The following is a 16,097-nucleotide window of genomic DNA, read 5'->3' as shown; positions in this document are numbered from 1 at the left end:
TTAACCCTCCCCGCCGTCACTGGTGACGACACGGACGGCAGAGCCGTCGGACAGGTAGGACTGACCCTTGACGACGACGCGGTCGCCCTCGTTCAGGCCGGAGGTGATCTCGGTGTTGGTCTTGCCGACCAGACCGGTCTCAACGGTCACGCGCGCAGCGGTCGTGCCGCTCTCGTCGACGGTGAACAGGTAGCGCTCGTTGTCGTTGCCGGTCAGCACGCAGTCGGTCGGAACGGAGAGCGTGTTCTCGCGGCGGTCGGTGTAGAAGATGACGGTCGCGAACGCGCCGATGGCCGGCTCGGTGCCGGACGGAACCGAGACCGATACGTCATAGAGATTAGTCTGCTGGTTGGCCGCTGCCGGGAGCGAGACGATCTTCGCGCTCTTGACCTCGTCGGACAGGACGGAGATCTGCACGCCCGCGCTGTCGCCGGTGTGCAGACCGGCGAACACATCCTCAGAGACCGATGCGTTGATCTTGACGCGGCTGTCCTCGGCGATGACGACCGCCGGCTGTGCGGAGGAGGCCATGCCGCCCTGCACGACATTCACCGCCGTGACCGTGCCCGCGCAGGGCGCAGTCACCGTGCCGTAGGAGGCCTGCTTGTTGATCTGGTCCATGCTCGCCTGGATCTGGGCGAGAGATGCCGCCTGCTGCGCGCGCGCCTGCTGTACGCCGGCCTGCGCCTGCGCAAGGCCCTGCTTGGCCTTGGTCAGATCCTGCTCAGCGGCCGCGCCTGCCTCGAGCAGCGCCTCGGTGTTCTCGACGGCGAGCTGCGCCTGCTCGACGCCGATCTGCGCGTTCTCGATGGCCTTTTCGGTCGCGGTTTTGGTCGCATTGTACGACTCGCGCAGCGAGGACATGGTCGAGGTGACCGACGAGGTGTCCACGTTCAGCAAAGTCTGCCCCTTCGCGACCTTGTCGCCCTCGCTGACGCTGAGCGTCAGCACCTGACCGGCGAGCATCGGGAACACCTGCACCTCGTTGTCCGCAACGACCTTGCCGTTGACCGAGTATTCGGTGCTCATCGCGCCCTTCGTCACCTCGGCCACCTCAACGGCGGTGCCTGCTGCGGTCTGCTCCTCCCCGTCGTCGCTCGTCTGGCTGCCGCAGCCCGCGCAGAGCGCCATGGATGCTGCGAGCAGCGCCGCTAAAATACGTTTTTTCATCGGTCTCCTCCTTAGAATTTGCCTGTCTTCTCAGTTTGCGCTCGACATCACGCCGCGCTTTGCCCACTCGTAATTGTTGTATGCGGTCAGCAGGTCGGTACGCGCGTTTTCTGCTGTCTCCTGAGCGGTCGTGTACGTGTCCTGCGCCTCTTCGTATTTCAGCCGGGAGATCATGCCGCGCTTGTACTGGAGCTCGGAGACCGCGAAGGTCTTCTGCGCCTGCGTCAGGTCGCCCTGCGCGGCGGCCATGGCGGTGATCTTCTCCTGCATGGTCTTGTACAGCTTGCGGAACGAGCTCTTTACGCTCTCCTCGGTCGCGTCGCGCTGAATCTTCGCCGCCTCATAGGCGTGCAGATTGTTGGTGACGTCGTTCTCGTAGTCGTCGGACGCCTTGCGCACGCTGTCGCTGGCGGACCAGATGGAATAGCTGTTCTCGAGCGCGGCGGCAAGATCCTTTTCGTAGTCGATGGCGGCGAGCTGCTCATTTGTCACGCCCGGCAGCGCCTCGATGGTGATCTCGGTGCCGGTCGGGTAGCCGCACTGAATGGCGAGCGTGTTCCTGAGGCTGTCCGCCGAGGTCTGCGCGCTCTTCTGCTTCGCCGCGAGCAGCTCGCGCTGGCTCTGCAGGCCGGAGAGCGCGTTCTTTGTGGCGATGCCGAGGGCGACCTGCTTTTTCGTCTGCGCGATGGTGCGGTCGAGCTGCTGCAGGCTGCGCTCGGTCTGTGCGAGCGAATACTGCATGGACGCGAGCGAAATGTAGTTGTTCTCGGCCGACATGCAGATGGTGTCCGCGTTGTTCTGCATCTGACGGCGCGTCGAGTTGACCGTGTTCTTCTGCTCGTCCTTTGCGTCGTCCTCGTCGTCGTCGAGATCGTTATACTGCCGGTACAGGCTCTCGCGCTGCGCCTGCAGCAGCTTGATCTGCCCGTTGATCGAGGCGAGCAGCGCCGTATCCGTGATGCCGTCTCGCGACTTCTTCAGCTCCCTGATCTGCCTGTCGTAGGCGTCGATCTGCTGCGACAGATTGAAATACTTGTTGATGTACTGGTCGGAAACGTCGGTCTTTTCCGCGCTCTCCACCGTCTGCTGATACGAGCGGATGGAAACGTTTCCCTCGCGCACGGTCTTTTCGAGCGTATCGAACGTCAGCCTGACCGGCGTCTGCACGGCGGTCTGTGCGGCTGCGGTGTCCGCCGCGTAGGCCGGGGCGCACATGCCGCACAGCAGAGCCGCGCAAAGTCCTGCGGCAGCTGCTCTCTTCATATGTATCAACCTTTCTTAATAGCGAAATGGGATTTATGGATTTATCAAATGTTAAACACCGGTCGGGAGCGTCAGCACGCCCTGCTCGGCCCACTGGCACGCCGTGTAGTTCTGCGCAACGGTCAGCTTTGCGAGTCTGACGTTGATCTCGGCGGTCTTTACCGCGTCCTCAGCGGACTGGTAGCTGAGCCGACTCATCGTGCCGAGCTTATACTTGACGGAGGCCAGACGGAGATCGTCCTGCGCCTGCGTCAGCGCGTTCTGCGCCGCCGTGAGCGACACGCGGCTGTCCTTCATGTTCTGAATGACCGTGGCGTAGGCCGTTTCGACCGACTCCTGCGTCACCGCAAGCTGGTCCTCCGCCGCCTTCACGGCCTCGGCCGTGCCGGAAATGTTCTTGTCATAGACGTTCTGCGCCGCACGCAGCGACACGCGCCTGCTCCAGATGTCAAAGCTGTTCTTTTTCGCGTTCTCGAGGCCGGTTTTCGCGTTGATCCGGTCAAGCTCGCCCTCATAGGGCATAATGAGCGTGGACGGCTCGACGAGCGTATCCGCGTCCAGTCCGCACAGCTGCGACAGCGACAGACCGATCTGCTCGCGCATATTGGCGAGCGTCTGCTGCGAATTGACCAGCTGCACGCGCTGGTTCTCCACCGTGTCGAGCTGGAGCTGACCGATCATGCCGCGGCTGCGCTGCACCTTCATCACCGCGCGATTGCGGTCGAGGGTCGCGATGCCGTTTTTCAGGCTCTCCATCTGGCAGTCCAGCGTTTCCATCGTATACAGCAGGTTCTGCGCCGCCATCGCCATCTGATTGGCGATGCTGTCCGCCTGTCGGCGCAGCTGGTAGGCCTGATCGTCGAGCTGCGAGAGCATCGCGAGCGCGCTCTGATACTGCACGCTCACCGACAGGTTCATGTTCTCCGCATTGCCGCGCAGCGCGGTAATCTGCGCCTCATAGGCCTTTTTCGTGTCCCCGTCCAGCGTTCCGCTCTCCAGGATCTTCTCGAGCGTGTCCGCCAGCTCGCTGTATGTCGCGCCGGGACTGACCGACGCCGAACCGAATGACGAGCCGCCCGCCGCGTCCTCGATGGCGGAGGCGTTCTTGCGCAGGATGCGCACTGTGCTGTTATCCTCCTTCACCGCCTTTTTCACGGCCAGCACGCCCATCTGCCGGACCTTGAGCGCGGGCGCCTCCGCGCCGATGCCGGCAGGCGTCTGCCCCGCCGCCGTCTCCCCGGCCGCGAGCGCCGGCACGGCCGACCCTACGAGCAGGGTGCAGGCGAGCAGTGCGCTGATGACTTTTCGTTTCATATAAATACCTTGTCTCCTCTCGCTTGCGGAGAACGCGCGCCCCCATGCGTGCTCTTGCAATATTGCGGTGCTGCCTTAAAGCAGTTCTCTCGTGATGATGCTCGTGTGGATATATTCTATGTTCCGGCGCGGCGATTCGCCCGTGCGCAGCGTGTGCGCGAGCACCTCGATCGCGCGCGTGGTCTGGGCGGAGAAGTCCTGGTCGATGATGAAGTCCAGCCGCCCCTCCTCGAGGTATTTGCGCGCATAGGGCGTCAAGTCGTGGCAGACCACGTGGATACGGCGCGCCGGCCTGACGCGCTCGAGCGCGTCCATGCAGCCGCGCACGGACTCGTTCGCCATGTAGATGCCGCGCAGACGCGGATGACCCTTCGCGTAGTACAGCACGCCGTCATAAGTCAGCTCGTACTTTTCGACGCTCTCGATGACGTTCACGACCACGTCGTCGCCGCGCAGCTCGTGCAGCCGGTCAAGAAAACCGCGCACGCGCAGGTCATGCGCCGCAAACTCGCGGTTGCCCGTAACGACGAGGATCTCGCCGCCCTCCGCATAGGGCGCGATCAGTCCCGCCGCGACGCGGCCCGACTTTACCATATCCTGACCGATGTGATACAGTCGGCGGCTCTGGCAGACGTCCGAGTCGCAGGTCACGACCGGCACACCGGAGGCGACCAGACGGTCGATCTCCTCGCGCATGACGAGCGTGTCGGGCGCGGTGACGATCAGGCCGTCGATGCCGCGCTCCTCCATGCGGCCGATCGCCTCGAAGTACGAGCGCGGAGAACGGTTCTTCAGCTCCTCGACCAGCACGGTCACGTCGTTCAGGCCGCGGTTGTGCACCGCGGTGCGGATGCCGTCGCGCATGCGGCGGATGAAGAACGCATCCCAGCTCGGCAGGATGACGCCGATGCGGTACACGCCGCGGCCCGCCCGGGCCGCCTGCCGCTGCGTCGGTGTTTTGTAGCCGTATTCGCTGATCAGCTTCTGAATGCGCTCGCGCACCTCGGGCGAGACGTTCGGACGGCCGTTTACCACGCGGTCTACCGTTCCGCGCGATACGCCGCACTGATCCGCGATCCACTGTGCAGTTACCTTCATAGCAGGAATCTCCCTTTTACTCTCTCGTGCATTTTTTCGTTCACAGCACGAAATCACGGTAAATTGTGCATTTTAGTTCACGTTTGCACGGTTTATTCTATCATACCAAACAAAGCTTCACAAGCAATTCTGTGCATTTTAGACACTGCGCGCGAATTTGTCGCATTCGGTTGTGCATTTTTTATTTTTGCACAACGCACGGCTCTTCTGCACGTTTTTGCCCGTGATTTCCTGTACTTTTCACCAAATGGACATGCAAAAATTGGGCGGTACGCTAAAAATGAAATCCCCACTTGAAGCACGATGGCAAGTGGGATATAATAAAGTTATCCAAGGGAGAGCTGCGGAATGCGGTCTGCGCTGTGCAGACTGACCATCCGGAGTCTCGACCTACTGAAAAGGAGAGAATTACAATGGGCATTCTGAAAATCGGCGTAGTTGGCTGCGGCCGTATCGGCAAGCTGCACATCAACAACCTGATCAACTCTGTACCGGGCGTACAGGTAGTCGCAGCAGCAGATCCGATGCTGGATAAGTCCGGCGCACGCGAGTGGCTGGCAGAGCGCAAGATCACCAACGTTTCCACCGACTTCATGGACGTTATCAACAACCCGGAAGTAGACGTAGTATTCGTTTGCTCCTCCACTGACACGCACTGCGATGTATCCATGGCAGCAGTTCAGGCTGGCAAGCACGTATTCTGCGAGAAGCCGATCGATTATGATATCGACAAGATCAAGAAGCTGCTCGCACTCGTTGAGGAGAAGGGCGTCAAGTTCCAGGTAGGCTTCAACCGCCGCTTCGACCACAACCACAAGGCAGTTGCAGACGCAGTCAAGGACGGCACGATCGGCGATCCGCACATCGTTATCGTTTCCTCCCGTGACCCGGAGCCCCCTCCGGCATCCTACGTTGCAGTTTCCGGCGGTATCTTCTATGATATGATGATCCACGACTTCGACATGGTTCGCTACGTAACCGGTTCCGAGGCTGTTGAGATCTCCGCTGTCGGTTCCTGCCTCGTTAACCCGAAGCTGCAGGAAGAGTCCGGCATTCCGGACGTTGACACCGCTGTTGTTACCATGAAGATGGCTAACGGCTGCATCGCTGTCATCAACAACTCCCGTCAGGCAGTTTACGGCTACGATCAGCGCGTAGAGGCTTTCGGCTCCAAGGGCATGGCTTCCGACGCTAACGATCTGGTCAACACCACCACCGTTATGACCGTAGACGGCGCGAAGTCCGAGAAGCCGCTGTGGTTCTTCCTCGAGCGCTACAACCAGGCATTCATCAACCAGGTTATCTCCTTCGTTGATGCGATCAACAACGACAAGCCGGTTGCTGTCGGCGCTGTTGACGGCCTGCGTCCGGTTCTGATGGCTAAGGCTGCTACCGAGTCCTGCCGTAACGGCGGCGTTTACGTAAAGGTTGAGGAGTAATTCCGAAAATCCGCAGCGTACGCTGATGTAAAACAAGAAAAGAAGGCTCTCTTGACAAAAGGGAGCCTTTTTCTTATGCCCTCAGCAGAGGTCTTTTTTCTCTTAACCGTCTGCTGACGGCAGGCGGTTCCGCCGATCCGGCGGCTCGCCGCTGGAGGCGAGATTACGCCCTCCGAGGGCGTGAGCATTGCCGCCTTCGGCGGCGGAGACGCCGTGCCCACGGCGGAGGGCAAAAGGGGACAGGACACCAAACATGGTTTCCTGTCCCCTCTTGACTCCCCTGACCTTCCTTTGAGCCGTCGCATCGAAGATGCTCGGCTAAACGTGGGTACGGGAGCTCGGTTCCGTGCGTCGGGCAGATTTTTGGACGCTTTACTGCCCTGAATTTCCCTTGCGTAAGGCGCCGCGCATAACAGTGCGCGGCCATTCTGTGCAGAACGACAGCATTCCGCTGCGAAAAGCTCCGCTTCCATCAAGGGCGTGCTCTTGGAGCACCAAACGCCCCTGTGGGCCCCTCGCTTTTAGACGCGCGACCGAAGGGAGTCGCGTCCCAAGGAAGATGAGGGGGAGTCAAGAGGGGCAGGGAAACCTTGGTGTCCCTGCCCCTTTTGCCCCCGCCGCCGGGCGGCGGCAATCCCCGGCCGCCAAAGGCGGCCATTGTACACGCTCACCTCGGGCGGGCTTATCCCATCCTGCTCACTGCGCGGTGCACAGCGTGCTCCGCCCGGTTCGCTGCGTGCTGCGCCGAATGCCGCAGCGACGGGTTCAGCATCGCACTCGCCGCCACAATGCTCATCACTGCCCCCGCGACCGCTCCCGTCGCGACACCCGATACAAATGGTGATACCTGCATACTTCTTCCTCCGTTTTTCGCTTTTTTCAGCGCTGCTCTCCGCGCCGCTCCCTTATTATGTCCCGCCGCGCCCGCTTTCTTCCTCCGTCAGCGCTGACAAAATCCACCTGCAAAATCCGGAATATTTTGCGCAATCGACTGTTTACAAAAACGCTCGCATACAGTATAATGATAGAGAACACCGTGGCTCCGTTCACGGTACGATTTGGAAAAATCCGCCTTTAAGAAGCGGCCCGTGAGCCGCACAAGGCAGAAAACAGTGCATACGCCGTCAGCCGAAACAGGGGACAGGTGTAACTTCAGTGCGGCTTTCTGCGTCTTTTATCGTGCGGAAAGTCATTTTTCTTATATCGGTTCGTAAGTTTATTCATTTCGCTGCATGTTTATTCTCGAAGGAAGTGTCGCATGGCAGGTCAGAAAACCGTGATCATGGACGCGGACGGCATCCGCCGTGCGCTGACCCGCATCGCGTTCGAGATCATCGAAAAAAACAAGGGCGCCGAGCATCTCCTGCTCGCCGGCATCCGCACCCGCGGCATTTACCTCGCGCAGCGCATCGCGCAGAAGCTCGGTGAGGTCGAAGGCACGACTCCTCCGGTCATCGAGCTGGACGTGACGCCGTGGCGCGACGACATGCCGCGGCAGGACGCGCCGATGCCCTCCCCCGACGCGCGCATCGAGGGCGCGACCGTCGTTCTCGTGGACGACGTACTCTACACCGGGCGCACCGTGCGCGCCGCGATCGAGGCGGTCTCCTGCTTCGGCCGCGCAAGCCGCATCCAGCTCGCCGTTCTGGTCGACCGCGGCCACCGCGAGCTCCCCATCCGCCCGGACTATATCGGCAAAAACCTGCCGACCTCGCACGAGGAAAGGGTCTGCGTCCGCCTCCGCGAGGTGGACGGGGAAGATAACGTTGCTATTCTTTGAGACAGCATCCCCGCTGTCTCGTGCAGCCGCATGATACACTCACTATGAGAAAGGAAGAACCAAATGTCTATCCAAACCTTAGTAGAAAAGATCAAGGAAAAAGGCAATCCGACCGTAGCCGGTCTGGACGCCCGTCTCGAATACATTCCGCAGCATATTTCGGGGCGCAACATGATGCTGCACGGCGAGACCCTGCGCGCAGCAGCCGAGAGCGTTGTTGCGTTCAACTGCGGTCTGATCGACGCGCTGTGCGACATCGTCCCGGCGGTCAAGCCGCAGGCTGCATATTATGAGCTGCTCGGCTCCTACGGCGCGATGGCGCTCAAGGAGACCATCGACTACGCGCACGCCAAGGGCATGTACGTCATCGGTGACATCAAGCGCAACGACATCGGCGCGACCGCTTCCGCATATGCAGAGGCGTACCTCGGCAAGACCCGTGTCGGCGACACCGAGATCGCGCCCTACGGCTGCGACAGCGTCACCGTAAACGGCTACCTCGGCACGGACGGCGTCGAGCCCTTCCTCAAGGAGTGCCGCAGCCGCGAGAAGAGCCTGTTCCTGCTCGTCAAGACCTCCAACCCGTCCTCCGGCGAGCTTCAGAACCGCGACATGGAGGGCAAGCCGCTCTACGCGCGCATGGCTGAGATGGTCGCAAAGTGGGGCGAGGGTCTGGACACCCCGTGCGGCTACAACCAGATCGGCGCGGTCGTCGGCGCGACCTATCCCGAGGAGCAGAAGATCATCCGTGAGCTGCTGCCGAAGAGCTACTTCCTCGTGCCGGGCTACGGCGCGCAGGGCGCGACCGCGAAGGACATCGCCAATGCGTTCAACGACGACGGCCTCGGCGCGATCGTAAACTCCTCCCGCGGCATCATGTGCGCGTGGAAAAAGACCGGAAACAACGGCGAGGACTACAAGGAAGCTGCCCGTGCAGAAGCGATCCGCATGCGCGACGACATCGTAGCGGCAATTAAATAAAAAACGTCTATCCGCAGGGCGGGGTGCCCTTACCCCGCCGTCACCTTTGAGATAAACGCAAGGAGAATAGATATAAGAATGAAAAAAGCATACTTACTGCTGGCGGACGGCACCCTGTTCGAGGGCACCGCAGTCGGCTACGAGGGACAGAGCATCGGTGAGGTCGTATTCAACACCGGCATGGCCGGCTATCAGGAGGTCCTGACCGACCCGTCCTACTACGGTCAGGTCGTTACCATGACCTACCCGCTCGTCGGCAACTACGGCATCAACTTTGACGACTACGAGTCCCGCAAGAGCTGGGTCTCCGGCTTCATCATGCGCGAGATGTGCGAGTACCCGTCCAACTGGCGCTGCAAGGTAACGCTCGACGAGTACCTCAAGGCGCAGAAGGTCGTTGGCCTTGCCGGCATCGACACCCGCCGTCTGACGCGCAAGCTGCGCGGCGAGGGCGTCATGAACGGCGTCATCTACACCGAGGGCTTCGAGCCGGACGAGCAGACCATCGAGGAGATGAAGGCCTACGTCGTCAAGGACGCGGTCAAGACCGTTACCTGTGCGGAGAACATCGTTTACCCGGCTGAGGGCGAAACCAAGTACCGCATCGCGCTGTTCGACTACGGCGTAAAGTACAACATCGAGCGCGAGCTGTGCAAGCGCGGCTGCGAAGTCACCGTCGTTCCGGCATACACCAAGCCGGAGGACGTAGTCGGCAAGTACGACGGCGTGATGCTGTCCAACGGCCCCGGCGACCCGGCTGAGAACGTCGAAATCGTCGCGAACCTCAAGGAGCTGCTGAAGTCCGATATGCCGATCTTCGGCATCTGCCTCGGCCACCAGCTGCTGGCGCTGGCCATCGACGCCCAGACCACCAAGCTCAAGTACGGCCACCGCGGTGTCAACCATCCGGTAAAGGACATCGACGAGGACCGCACCTACATCACCTCGCAGAACCACGGCTACGCCGTTGTCGGCGAGTCGGTCGACCCGAAGATCGCCCGCGTGCGCTACGTCAACCTGAACGACGGCACGGTCGAGGGTCTCGAGCACATCGGCCGTCCGGTATTCACCGTGCAGTATCACCCCGAGGTATGCCCCGGTCCGATGGACACCTCGTATCTGTTTGATAAATTCATTGAAAACATCGAAAAGTCGAAAGGAGGCGCTCAGTAATGCCGCTTCGCAAGGATATTCATAAGGTAATGGTACTGGGCTCCGGCCCGATCGTAATCGGTCAGGCGGCCGAGTTCGACTATGCAGGCACGCAGGCCTGCCGCGCACTGCGCGAAGAGGGTCTGGAGGTCGTTCTGGTCAACTCCAACCCGGCGACCATCATGACCGACAAGGCCATGGCTGACAAGGTCTACATCGAGCCGATGACGGTCGAGGCCGTTCAGGAGATCATCAAGAAGGAGCACCCGGACTCCCTGCTGCCCAACCTCGGCGGCCAGACCGGTCTGAACCTCGCCATGGAGCTGTGCGAGAACGGCTTCCTCGAGAAGATGGGCGTCAAGCTGCTCGGTGCAAACCCGACCACCATCGCCAAGGCGGAGGACCGCCAGATGTTCAAGGACACCATGGAGAAGATCGGCGAGCCGATCATCGCCTCCAAGGTCGTTCACACGGTTGAGGACGCGGTCGATTTCACCCGCGAGATCGGTCTGCCGGTCATCATCCGTCCGGCGTACACGCTCGGCGGCACCGGCGGCGGCATCGCCTACACCTGGGAGCAGCTGCGCGAGATCGCGGCCTCCGGCATCATGTACTCGCGTGTGGACGAGATCCTTGTCGAGAAGTGCATCGCCGGCTGGAAGGAAATCGAGTACGAGGTCATGCGCGACCACAAGGGCAACGCCATCACAATCTGTAACATGGAGAACGTTGACCCGGTCGGCGTACATACCGGCGACTCGGTCGTCGTCGCGCCGAGCCAGACCCTGTGCGACAAGGAGTACCAGATGCTCCGCACCTCCGCGCTCAACATCATCACCGAGCTGGGCATCGAGGGCGGCTGCAACGTGCAGTACGCGCTCAACCCGGAATCCTTCGAGTACGCCGTTATCGAGGTAAACCCGCGTGTTTCCCGTTCCTCCGCACTGGCTTCCAAGGCGACCGGCTACCCGATCGCAAAGGTAACGGCAAAGATCGCCGTCGGCTACGGTCTGGACGAGATCTCGAACGCCGTCACCGGCAAGACCAAGGCCTGCTTCGAGCCGACCCTCGACTACTGTGTCGTCAAGTTCCCGCGCTGGCCGTTCGACAAGTTCGTTTACGCGGACAACACCCTCGGCACCCAGATGAAGGCCACCGGTGAGGTTATGGCCATCGACAACACCTTCGAGGGCGCGCTGATGAAGGCCGTTCGCGGCTGTGAGATCAAGCTGGACAGCATGATCGCGCCGCGCATCCAGAAGCAGTCGGATGCAGAGATCAAAAAGGGCGTGGCCCGCACAGACGATCAGCGCCTGTTCCACATCTGCGAGGCGCTGCGCCGCGGCATCATGACCATCGACGAGATCCACGAGATCACCACGATGGACGTATTCTTCCTGCACAAGTTCCAGAACATCATCGACATGGAGAAGGAGCTGGCGTCCGCCGAGAAGATCGACTCCGACCTGTACATCCGCGCCAAGAAGATGGGCTTCCTCGACAAGACCATCGAGCAGCTCTCCGGCAAGGACATTTCCGATGTCAAGCGTCTGCCGGTCTACAAGATGGTAGATACCTGCGCGGCGGAGTTCGAGGCGGAGACCCCGTACTACTACTCCACCTATGACGAGGAGACCGAGGTCGCTCCCCCGTCCGGCAAGAAGAAGATCCTCGTTCTCGGCTCCGGCCCGATCCGCATCGGTCAGGGCATCGAGTTCGACTACTGCTCGGTTCACGCGGTCTGGGCGCTGCAGAAGCTCGGCTGCGAGACCGTCATCATCAACAACAACCCGGAGACCGTCTCCACCGACTTCGACACCGCTGACCGTCTGTACTTCGAGCCGCTGACCCCGGAGGACGTGACCGGCGTCGTCGAGGCCGAGAAGCCGGACTACGCGATCGTTCAGTTCGGCGGCCAGACCGCCATCAACCTTGCGGCGCACCTTGAGAAGCTGGGCGTTCCGATCCTCGGCACGCCGGCATGGTCGATCGACGCCGCCGAGGACCGCGAGAAATTCGACGTCATCCTCGAGAAGTGCGGCATCCCGCGTCCGGCGGGCCACACGGTTATGACCGAAGAGGAGGCCGTCAAGGCCGCCGACGAGCTCGGCTACCCGGTCCTCGTCCGTCCGTCCTACGTTCTGGGCGGTCAGGGCATGGAGATCGCGTACAAGGAAGCCGATGTCCGCGAGTTCATGCAGGTTATCACCCGCAACAAGGTCGAGAACCCGGTTCTGGTCGACAAGTACATGATGGGCCGCGAGATCGAGGTCGACGCCATCTGCGACGGTGACGACATCCTCATCCCGGGCATCATGGAGCATTTCGAGCGCGCAGGCGTCCATTCCGGCGACTCCATCTCCATCTACCCGTCCATCAACATCGAGAAGAAGCACAAGGACACCCTCGTGCGCTACACCGAGGCGCTCGCGAAGAACCTCGCCGTTCTCGGTCTGGTCAACATTCAGTTCGTGCTGTACAACGACCAGATCTATGTCATCGAGGTAAACCCGCGTTCGTCCCGTACCGTTCCGTACATCTCCAAAGTAACAGGCGTGCCGATGGTCGATCTGGCGACCCGCTGCATGTTCGGCGAGAAGCTGCGCGACATGGGCTGCGGCACCGGCCTGCATCCGGAAAGCGACCACTACGCGGTCAAGGTTCCGGTATTCTCGTTCCAGAAGCTGCGTGATCTGGATACCCAGCTTGGCCCTGAGATGAAGTCCACCGGCGAGGTGCTCGGCGTTGCCAAGAGCTTCCGCGAGGCGCTGCTCAAGGGTCTGACCGGCGCAGGCTTCCAGATGAAGAAGAAGGGCGCTGTCCTGATTTCCGTCCGCGACTCGGACAAGCAGGAGGCCATCCGCATCGGCGAGCGCTTCGAGGCACTCGGCTTCGACATCTACGCCACCAGCGGCACCGCGAACGTGCTCAACCGCCACATGGTCGCGACCAACGCCATCCGCAACGTAGACGAGCCGTCCCCGAACATCATCGACCTGATCGAGTCCGGCAAGATCGACTACGTCATCGCCACCTCGGTCAAGGGCCGTCATCCGGAGCTTGGCTCGGTGCATATCCGCCGCACTGCGGTCGAGCGCGCGATCCCGTGCCTGACCTCGATGGATACTGTTTCCGCACTGCTGCGCTGCCTCGAGGGCGACATCAAGATCGAAAACTGCGAAATGATCGACATCAACTCGATCTGACCGCAGCATCCACAAACCAGAAACCAGGTCCGCTGTTCCCTTCGGGGAATGGCGGACTTTTTCTGTTCTGCTGTACTCTGCTGTACTCTGCTGTGCTGTACTCTACTGTACTGTGCTGTACTCTGCTGTCCTGTTCTGTGTGTACTTTCCGGGCGGCAAACCGCCATTTCCCGGCCGGAAATCCCGATTTCCCGGCAGGAAAAAACGGCGGGCAGCACGAAAAGACCTGTCGGGTCAGATCGCAGTTTTCCCTGTGTCTGACAGAACGAACTCTCACCTGACCGGCCGCCGCATCCTGTTCCCGCTCCGTCAGACGCATCGCTCTGTCTGCCATGCCGAGAGGAAAAGTCCCCTCACCCATAGCGCGGATACCGGAAAAATTGACCTCAAACGGTCAAGCGGAACGGAAATTCTTCTCCGGCCGGTCGATAAAGTCCGTTTTCATAATGCTGATACGGCAGCGCGGGCGTCTGAAAAAAAAACGGAACCTTTCGACAGCTGAAAAAAAGAGGATGCAGCTTGAAACTGCATCCTCTTTTTCCTCTGTGTTATCCGCGCGTCAGTGCGCCGACGATGATGTTGGCGATCAGGCTGACCGCCGCGAGCACGGCGTACAGCATCGCCTGCGCGTGGCAGGCCTTCGCCTTGGGGTCATCCTGCCGGTCCTCCTGCTCACTGCGGCCGCAGATCATGCCGTAGCGCAGCTGCTGGAAGGCAGTCAGCGCGGCAAATGCGACGAACAGAAAGAGCAGCAGACGCTGAATGGTCTGCGCCGGCATTTTAGTGAACGATGTTGAGAACGATCGCTGCGATGACGAAGATCACGCCGACGATCGAGGTCAGACGAGCAAAAATGCGGTCAGAAGCGGAAGCCTTGCCCTTGCCGAAGAAGGTGTCTGCGCCGCCCTCGATGGCGCCGAGGCCCTGCTGCGCGCCCTCCTGAAGCAGAACGACAACGATCAGGAACAGGCTTGCGATGATCATGATGACAGAAAGAGCGATCTGTGCGGTAGTCATGTGTTTTTTTCCTCCATTACATTTTTCTTTTACCGCGGAACAGCGTCCGCGTCAGATTGCGTACATGATACTATATCATATTTCGCGCTGTATTTCAAGAGTTTTCCGCTCTCAAAGCGCAGCTTTCATGATATTTTTCAACGAGTCTCCCATGCGGCTCACGCAGAGCTTATGCGCCTCGAGGTCGACGCACGCCATGCGCACCGAGCCCCAGCCGTGCTTTCCGCCCTCGAACTGCTGCTCATGCGCGAGCTTTTTCAGCCGCTTCGGCACGTCCTTTTCCAGCTCGCCGGCGGCGAGGATGACCGAAACGATGGAGAAATCGTGGTTTTCATCCGGCTCAACGAGCGTTTCGAATGCCTTTTCCGCATACGCCCACCAGTCCGCAAGCTCGTCCGCGCCGAGCTTCGGCACGGCGAACAGCAGGCGGTATTCGTGCGCGTGGCCGACGCCGCCCGTCGGCATCAGACCGAGGATCTTGCGCTCGCTCTTGATGGTGAACGAGGAGCAGAGCGCCGCCATGCGGCCCGCGACCTCGACATTGGTCTGCGTGCGGAACGCCTTGTCCTGTGTCTCGAGCAGCCGGTCGCGCAGCGCGACAAATTCAGTCGAAAAATCCATGCCGCTCTCCTTTTTACAGGTCTTCCGGGTACTCGCCGTCCGCCGTCATCTGCGAAACCGCCGCCGTGATGACCGGCTTGTCCTCGCGGTAGGTCACGCCGTACCAGCGCGCGGAGGTCTTGAGGACCTTTGCGGTCGCCTTTCCTGCCTTGATGAGCGCGTCGACCGCGAACGGCAGGTAATATTCGCCCTTCATCGGATTTTCCGGCAGCTTTTCCGCGAAGAACGTGCGCAGGCCCTCGTCGAGCGAGGGCAGAAAGGACGGGGTGAAGCCCCAGAGATTGAGCGAGACCGGCGTACCCGGCGCGATCTCGCCGGCCGGCGCGTCGCCGTCCGCATCATAGCGGATGACGCCGTCCGCGTCGCGGTGGATGGAAGTGCGCTCGATGATGTGCGCGAGCAGGCCGTGCTCGTCCTCGGTGCACACGCCGCGCGAGACCGTGCCGTTCTCGGTGAGGGTGTTCTCGACCTGATAGCCGACCATGCAGTAGCGGAACCTGTCGTCGTCCTCCGCCTGCGACAGATAGTCGTACATCTTGCGGAAGGCGTCCGCGCCGTAGAAATCGTCCGCGTTGATGACCGCGATCGGGCATCCCTCGGTCAGCTCCTTCGCGCACCAGACCGCGTGCGCGGTGCCGAGCGGCTTTTCGCGTCCCTCGGGCGCCTTCAGGCCCTCCGGCAGACGGTCGAGCGTCTGGTAGGCGTAGTCGACCTGCATGAAGCGGCGCGCCTTCGCGCCGATGGCCTGCTCGAACGCCTCGTGCAGCTCGGGGCGGATGATGAACACCACGCGCTCGAAGCCTGCGCGGTGGGCGTCGTAGACCGAGTAATCCAGAATGATCTGACCGTTCGGACCGATGGGGTCGATCTGCTTGAGGCCGCCGTAGCGCGAGCCCATACCTGCCGCCATAATGACCAGAACCGGTTTATTCATATGTTTTCTTCCTTTCAAAGCGGCGTTTTCGTGTCGTCCGCCGCTGTGCTGTATTTCGCCTAGATACTTTTATTATATCGTAAGGGCGGGTAAAATACAAGAGCGAAGCCGCCGCCGCGGCG

At 60.9% G+C, this 16,097-nt stretch carries 14 protein-coding genes; 5 read left to right on the top strand and 9 right to left on the bottom strand.

The features are described from left to right. From H8S02_RS07230 to H8S02_RS07215, 4 genes are all read right to left on the bottom strand, one after another. On the bottom strand, nt 1-1,170 hold the full coding sequence (locus H8S02_RS07230) for an efflux RND transporter periplasmic adaptor subunit (RefSeq protein ID WP_186969946.1): 1,170 nt from the start codon (nt 1,168-1,170) through the stop codon (nt 1-3). A 30-nt stretch (nt 1,171-1,200) separates the two neighbouring features. Further along, a complete protein-coding gene (locus H8S02_RS07225) occupies nt 1,201-2,433 on the bottom strand; it encodes a TolC family protein (RefSeq protein WP_186969945.1) in 1,233 nt (410 codons plus the stop codon). A 51-nt stretch (nt 2,434-2,484) separates the two neighbouring features. Continuing rightward, nucleotides 2,485-3,747 carry a TolC family protein gene (locus H8S02_RS07220; RefSeq protein ID WP_186969944.1) on the bottom strand — a complete coding sequence of 421 codons (1,263 nt, stop codon included), beginning with the start codon at nt 3,745-3,747 and terminating at the stop codon, nt 2,485-2,487. 75 nt (nt 3,748-3,822) lie between these two features. Next, nucleotides 3,823-4,845 carry a LacI family DNA-binding transcriptional regulator gene (locus H8S02_RS07215; protein WP_186969943.1) on the bottom strand — a complete coding sequence of 341 codons (1,023 nt, stop codon included), beginning with the start codon at nt 4,843-4,845 and terminating at the stop codon, nt 3,823-3,825. A gap of 419 nt (nt 4,846-5,264) precedes the next feature. On the opposite strand from H8S02_RS07215, the gene iolG reads away from it, so the two are divergent. After that, on the top strand, nt 5,265-6,284 hold the full coding sequence (gene iolG, locus H8S02_RS07210) for an inositol 2-dehydrogenase (RefSeq protein WP_186969984.1): 1,020 nt from the start codon (nt 5,265-5,267) through the stop codon (nt 6,282-6,284). A gap of 682 nt (nt 6,285-6,966) precedes the next feature. Here the strand turns inward: iolG and H8S02_RS07205 are convergent. After that, nucleotides 6,967-7,137, bottom strand: a complete 171-nt coding sequence (locus H8S02_RS07205) for a hypothetical protein (RefSeq protein ID WP_158577044.1) — start codon at nt 7,135-7,137, stop codon at nt 6,967-6,969. 405 nt (nt 7,138-7,542) lie between these two features. Between H8S02_RS07205 and pyrR the strand changes: the two genes are divergently transcribed. The 4 genes from pyrR to carB all read left to right on the top strand — a co-directional run bounded on the left by pyrR (nt 7,543) and on the right by carB (nt 13,403). Further along, nucleotides 7,543-8,064: a bifunctional pyr operon transcriptional regulator/uracil phosphoribosyltransferase PyrR gene (pyrR, locus tag H8S02_RS07200; protein ID WP_118685845.1), complete on the top strand. Its 522-nt coding sequence runs from the start codon at nt 7,543-7,545 to the stop codon at nt 8,062-8,064. 63 nt (nt 8,065-8,127) lie between these two features. After that, nucleotides 8,128-9,045, top strand: coding sequence for an orotidine-5'-phosphate decarboxylase (gene pyrF, locus H8S02_RS07195; RefSeq protein WP_186969942.1), 918 nt, complete (start codon nt 8,128-8,130; stop codon nt 9,043-9,045). 78 nt (nt 9,046-9,123) lie between these two features. Next, entirely contained in the window at nt 9,124-10,218 is a 1,095-nt protein-coding gene (locus tag H8S02_RS07190; RefSeq protein ID WP_186969941.1) for a carbamoyl phosphate synthase small subunit, read from the top strand. Continuing rightward, the gene (gene carB / locus H8S02_RS07185) at nt 10,218-13,403 is read left to right on the top strand and encodes a carbamoyl-phosphate synthase large subunit (protein WP_186969940.1); all 3,186 of its coding nucleotides are present in this window, start codon (nt 10,218-10,220) and stop codon (nt 13,401-13,403) included. Before H8S02_RS07190 ends, carB begins: the two co-directional genes overlap by 1 nt. Nucleotides 13,404-13,951: 548 nt before the next feature. On the opposite strand, the gene H8S02_RS07180 is transcribed toward carB, so the two are convergent. The 4 genes from H8S02_RS07180 to H8S02_RS07165 all read right to left on the bottom strand — a co-directional run bounded on the left by H8S02_RS07180 (nt 13,952) and on the right by H8S02_RS07165 (nt 15,975). Then, entirely contained in the window at nt 13,952-14,182 is a 231-nt protein-coding gene (locus tag H8S02_RS07180) for a hypothetical protein (RefSeq protein WP_118685840.1), read from the bottom strand. A gap of 1 nt (nt 14,183) precedes the next feature. Then, on the bottom strand, nt 14,184-14,420 hold the full coding sequence (gene secG / locus H8S02_RS07175; protein ID WP_186969939.1) for a preprotein translocase subunit SecG: 237 nt from the start codon (nt 14,418-14,420) through the stop codon (nt 14,184-14,186). A 111-nt stretch (nt 14,421-14,531) separates the two neighbouring features. After that, entirely contained in the window at nt 14,532-15,041 is a 510-nt protein-coding gene (locus H8S02_RS07170; RefSeq protein ID WP_186969938.1) for a hypothetical protein, read from the bottom strand. A 13-nt stretch (nt 15,042-15,054) separates the two neighbouring features. Further along, nucleotides 15,055-15,975, bottom strand: a complete 921-nt coding sequence (locus tag H8S02_RS07165) for a sugar phosphate nucleotidyltransferase (RefSeq protein WP_186969937.1) — start codon at nt 15,973-15,975, stop codon at nt 15,055-15,057. Nucleotides 15,976-16,097: the final 122 nt, after the last annotated feature.

Source organism: Agathobaculum hominis, from assembly GCF_014288055.1.
In the GTDB taxonomy this organism is placed as follows: domain Bacteria; phylum Bacillota; class Clostridia; order Oscillospirales; family Butyricicoccaceae; genus Agathobaculum; species Agathobaculum hominis.
This window is presented reverse-complemented; position numbering and strand designations above follow the sequence as displayed.

Coding starts and splice junctions, on each gene's coding strand:
- H8S02_RS07230 (WP_186969946.1), bottom strand. CDS start 1,170: ATGAAAAAACGTATTTTAGCGGCGCTGCTCGCAGCATCCATGGCGCTC.
- H8S02_RS07225 (WP_186969945.1), bottom strand. CDS start 2,433: ATGAAGAGAGCAGCTGCCGCAGGACTTTGCGCGGCTCTGCTGTGCGGC.
- H8S02_RS07220 (WP_186969944.1), bottom strand. CDS start 3,747: ATGAAACGAAAAGTCATCAGCGCACTGCTCGCCTGCACCCTGCTCGTA.
- H8S02_RS07215 (WP_186969943.1), bottom strand. CDS start 4,845: ATGAAGGTAACTGCACAGTGGATCGCGGATCAGTGCGGCGTATCGCGC.
- H8S02_RS07205 (WP_158577044.1), bottom strand. CDS start 7,137: ATGCAGGTATCACCATTTGTATCGGGTGTCGCGACGGGAGCGGTCGCG.
- pyrR (WP_118685845.1), top strand. CDS start 7,543: ATGGCAGGTCAGAAAACCGTGATCATGGACGCGGACGGCATCCGCCGT.
- pyrF (WP_186969942.1), top strand. CDS start 8,128: ATGTCTATCCAAACCTTAGTAGAAAAGATCAAGGAAAAAGGCAATCCG.
- H8S02_RS07190 (WP_186969941.1), top strand. CDS start 9,124: ATGAAAAAAGCATACTTACTGCTGGCGGACGGCACCCTGTTCGAGGGC.
- carB (WP_186969940.1), top strand. CDS start 10,218: ATGCCGCTTCGCAAGGATATTCATAAGGTAATGGTACTGGGCTCCGGC.
- H8S02_RS07180 (WP_118685840.1), bottom strand. CDS start 14,182: ATGCCGGCGCAGACCATTCAGCGTCTGCTGCTCTTTCTGTTCGTCGCA.
- secG (WP_186969939.1), bottom strand. CDS start 14,420: ATGACTACCGCACAGATCGCTCTTTCTGTCATCATGATCATCGCAAGC.
- H8S02_RS07170 (WP_186969938.1), bottom strand. CDS start 15,041: ATGGATTTTTCGACTGAATTTGTCGCGCTGCGCGACCGGCTGCTCGAG.
- H8S02_RS07165 (WP_186969937.1), bottom strand. CDS start 15,975: ATGAATAAACCGGTTCTGGTCATTATGGCGGCAGGTATGGGCTCGCGC.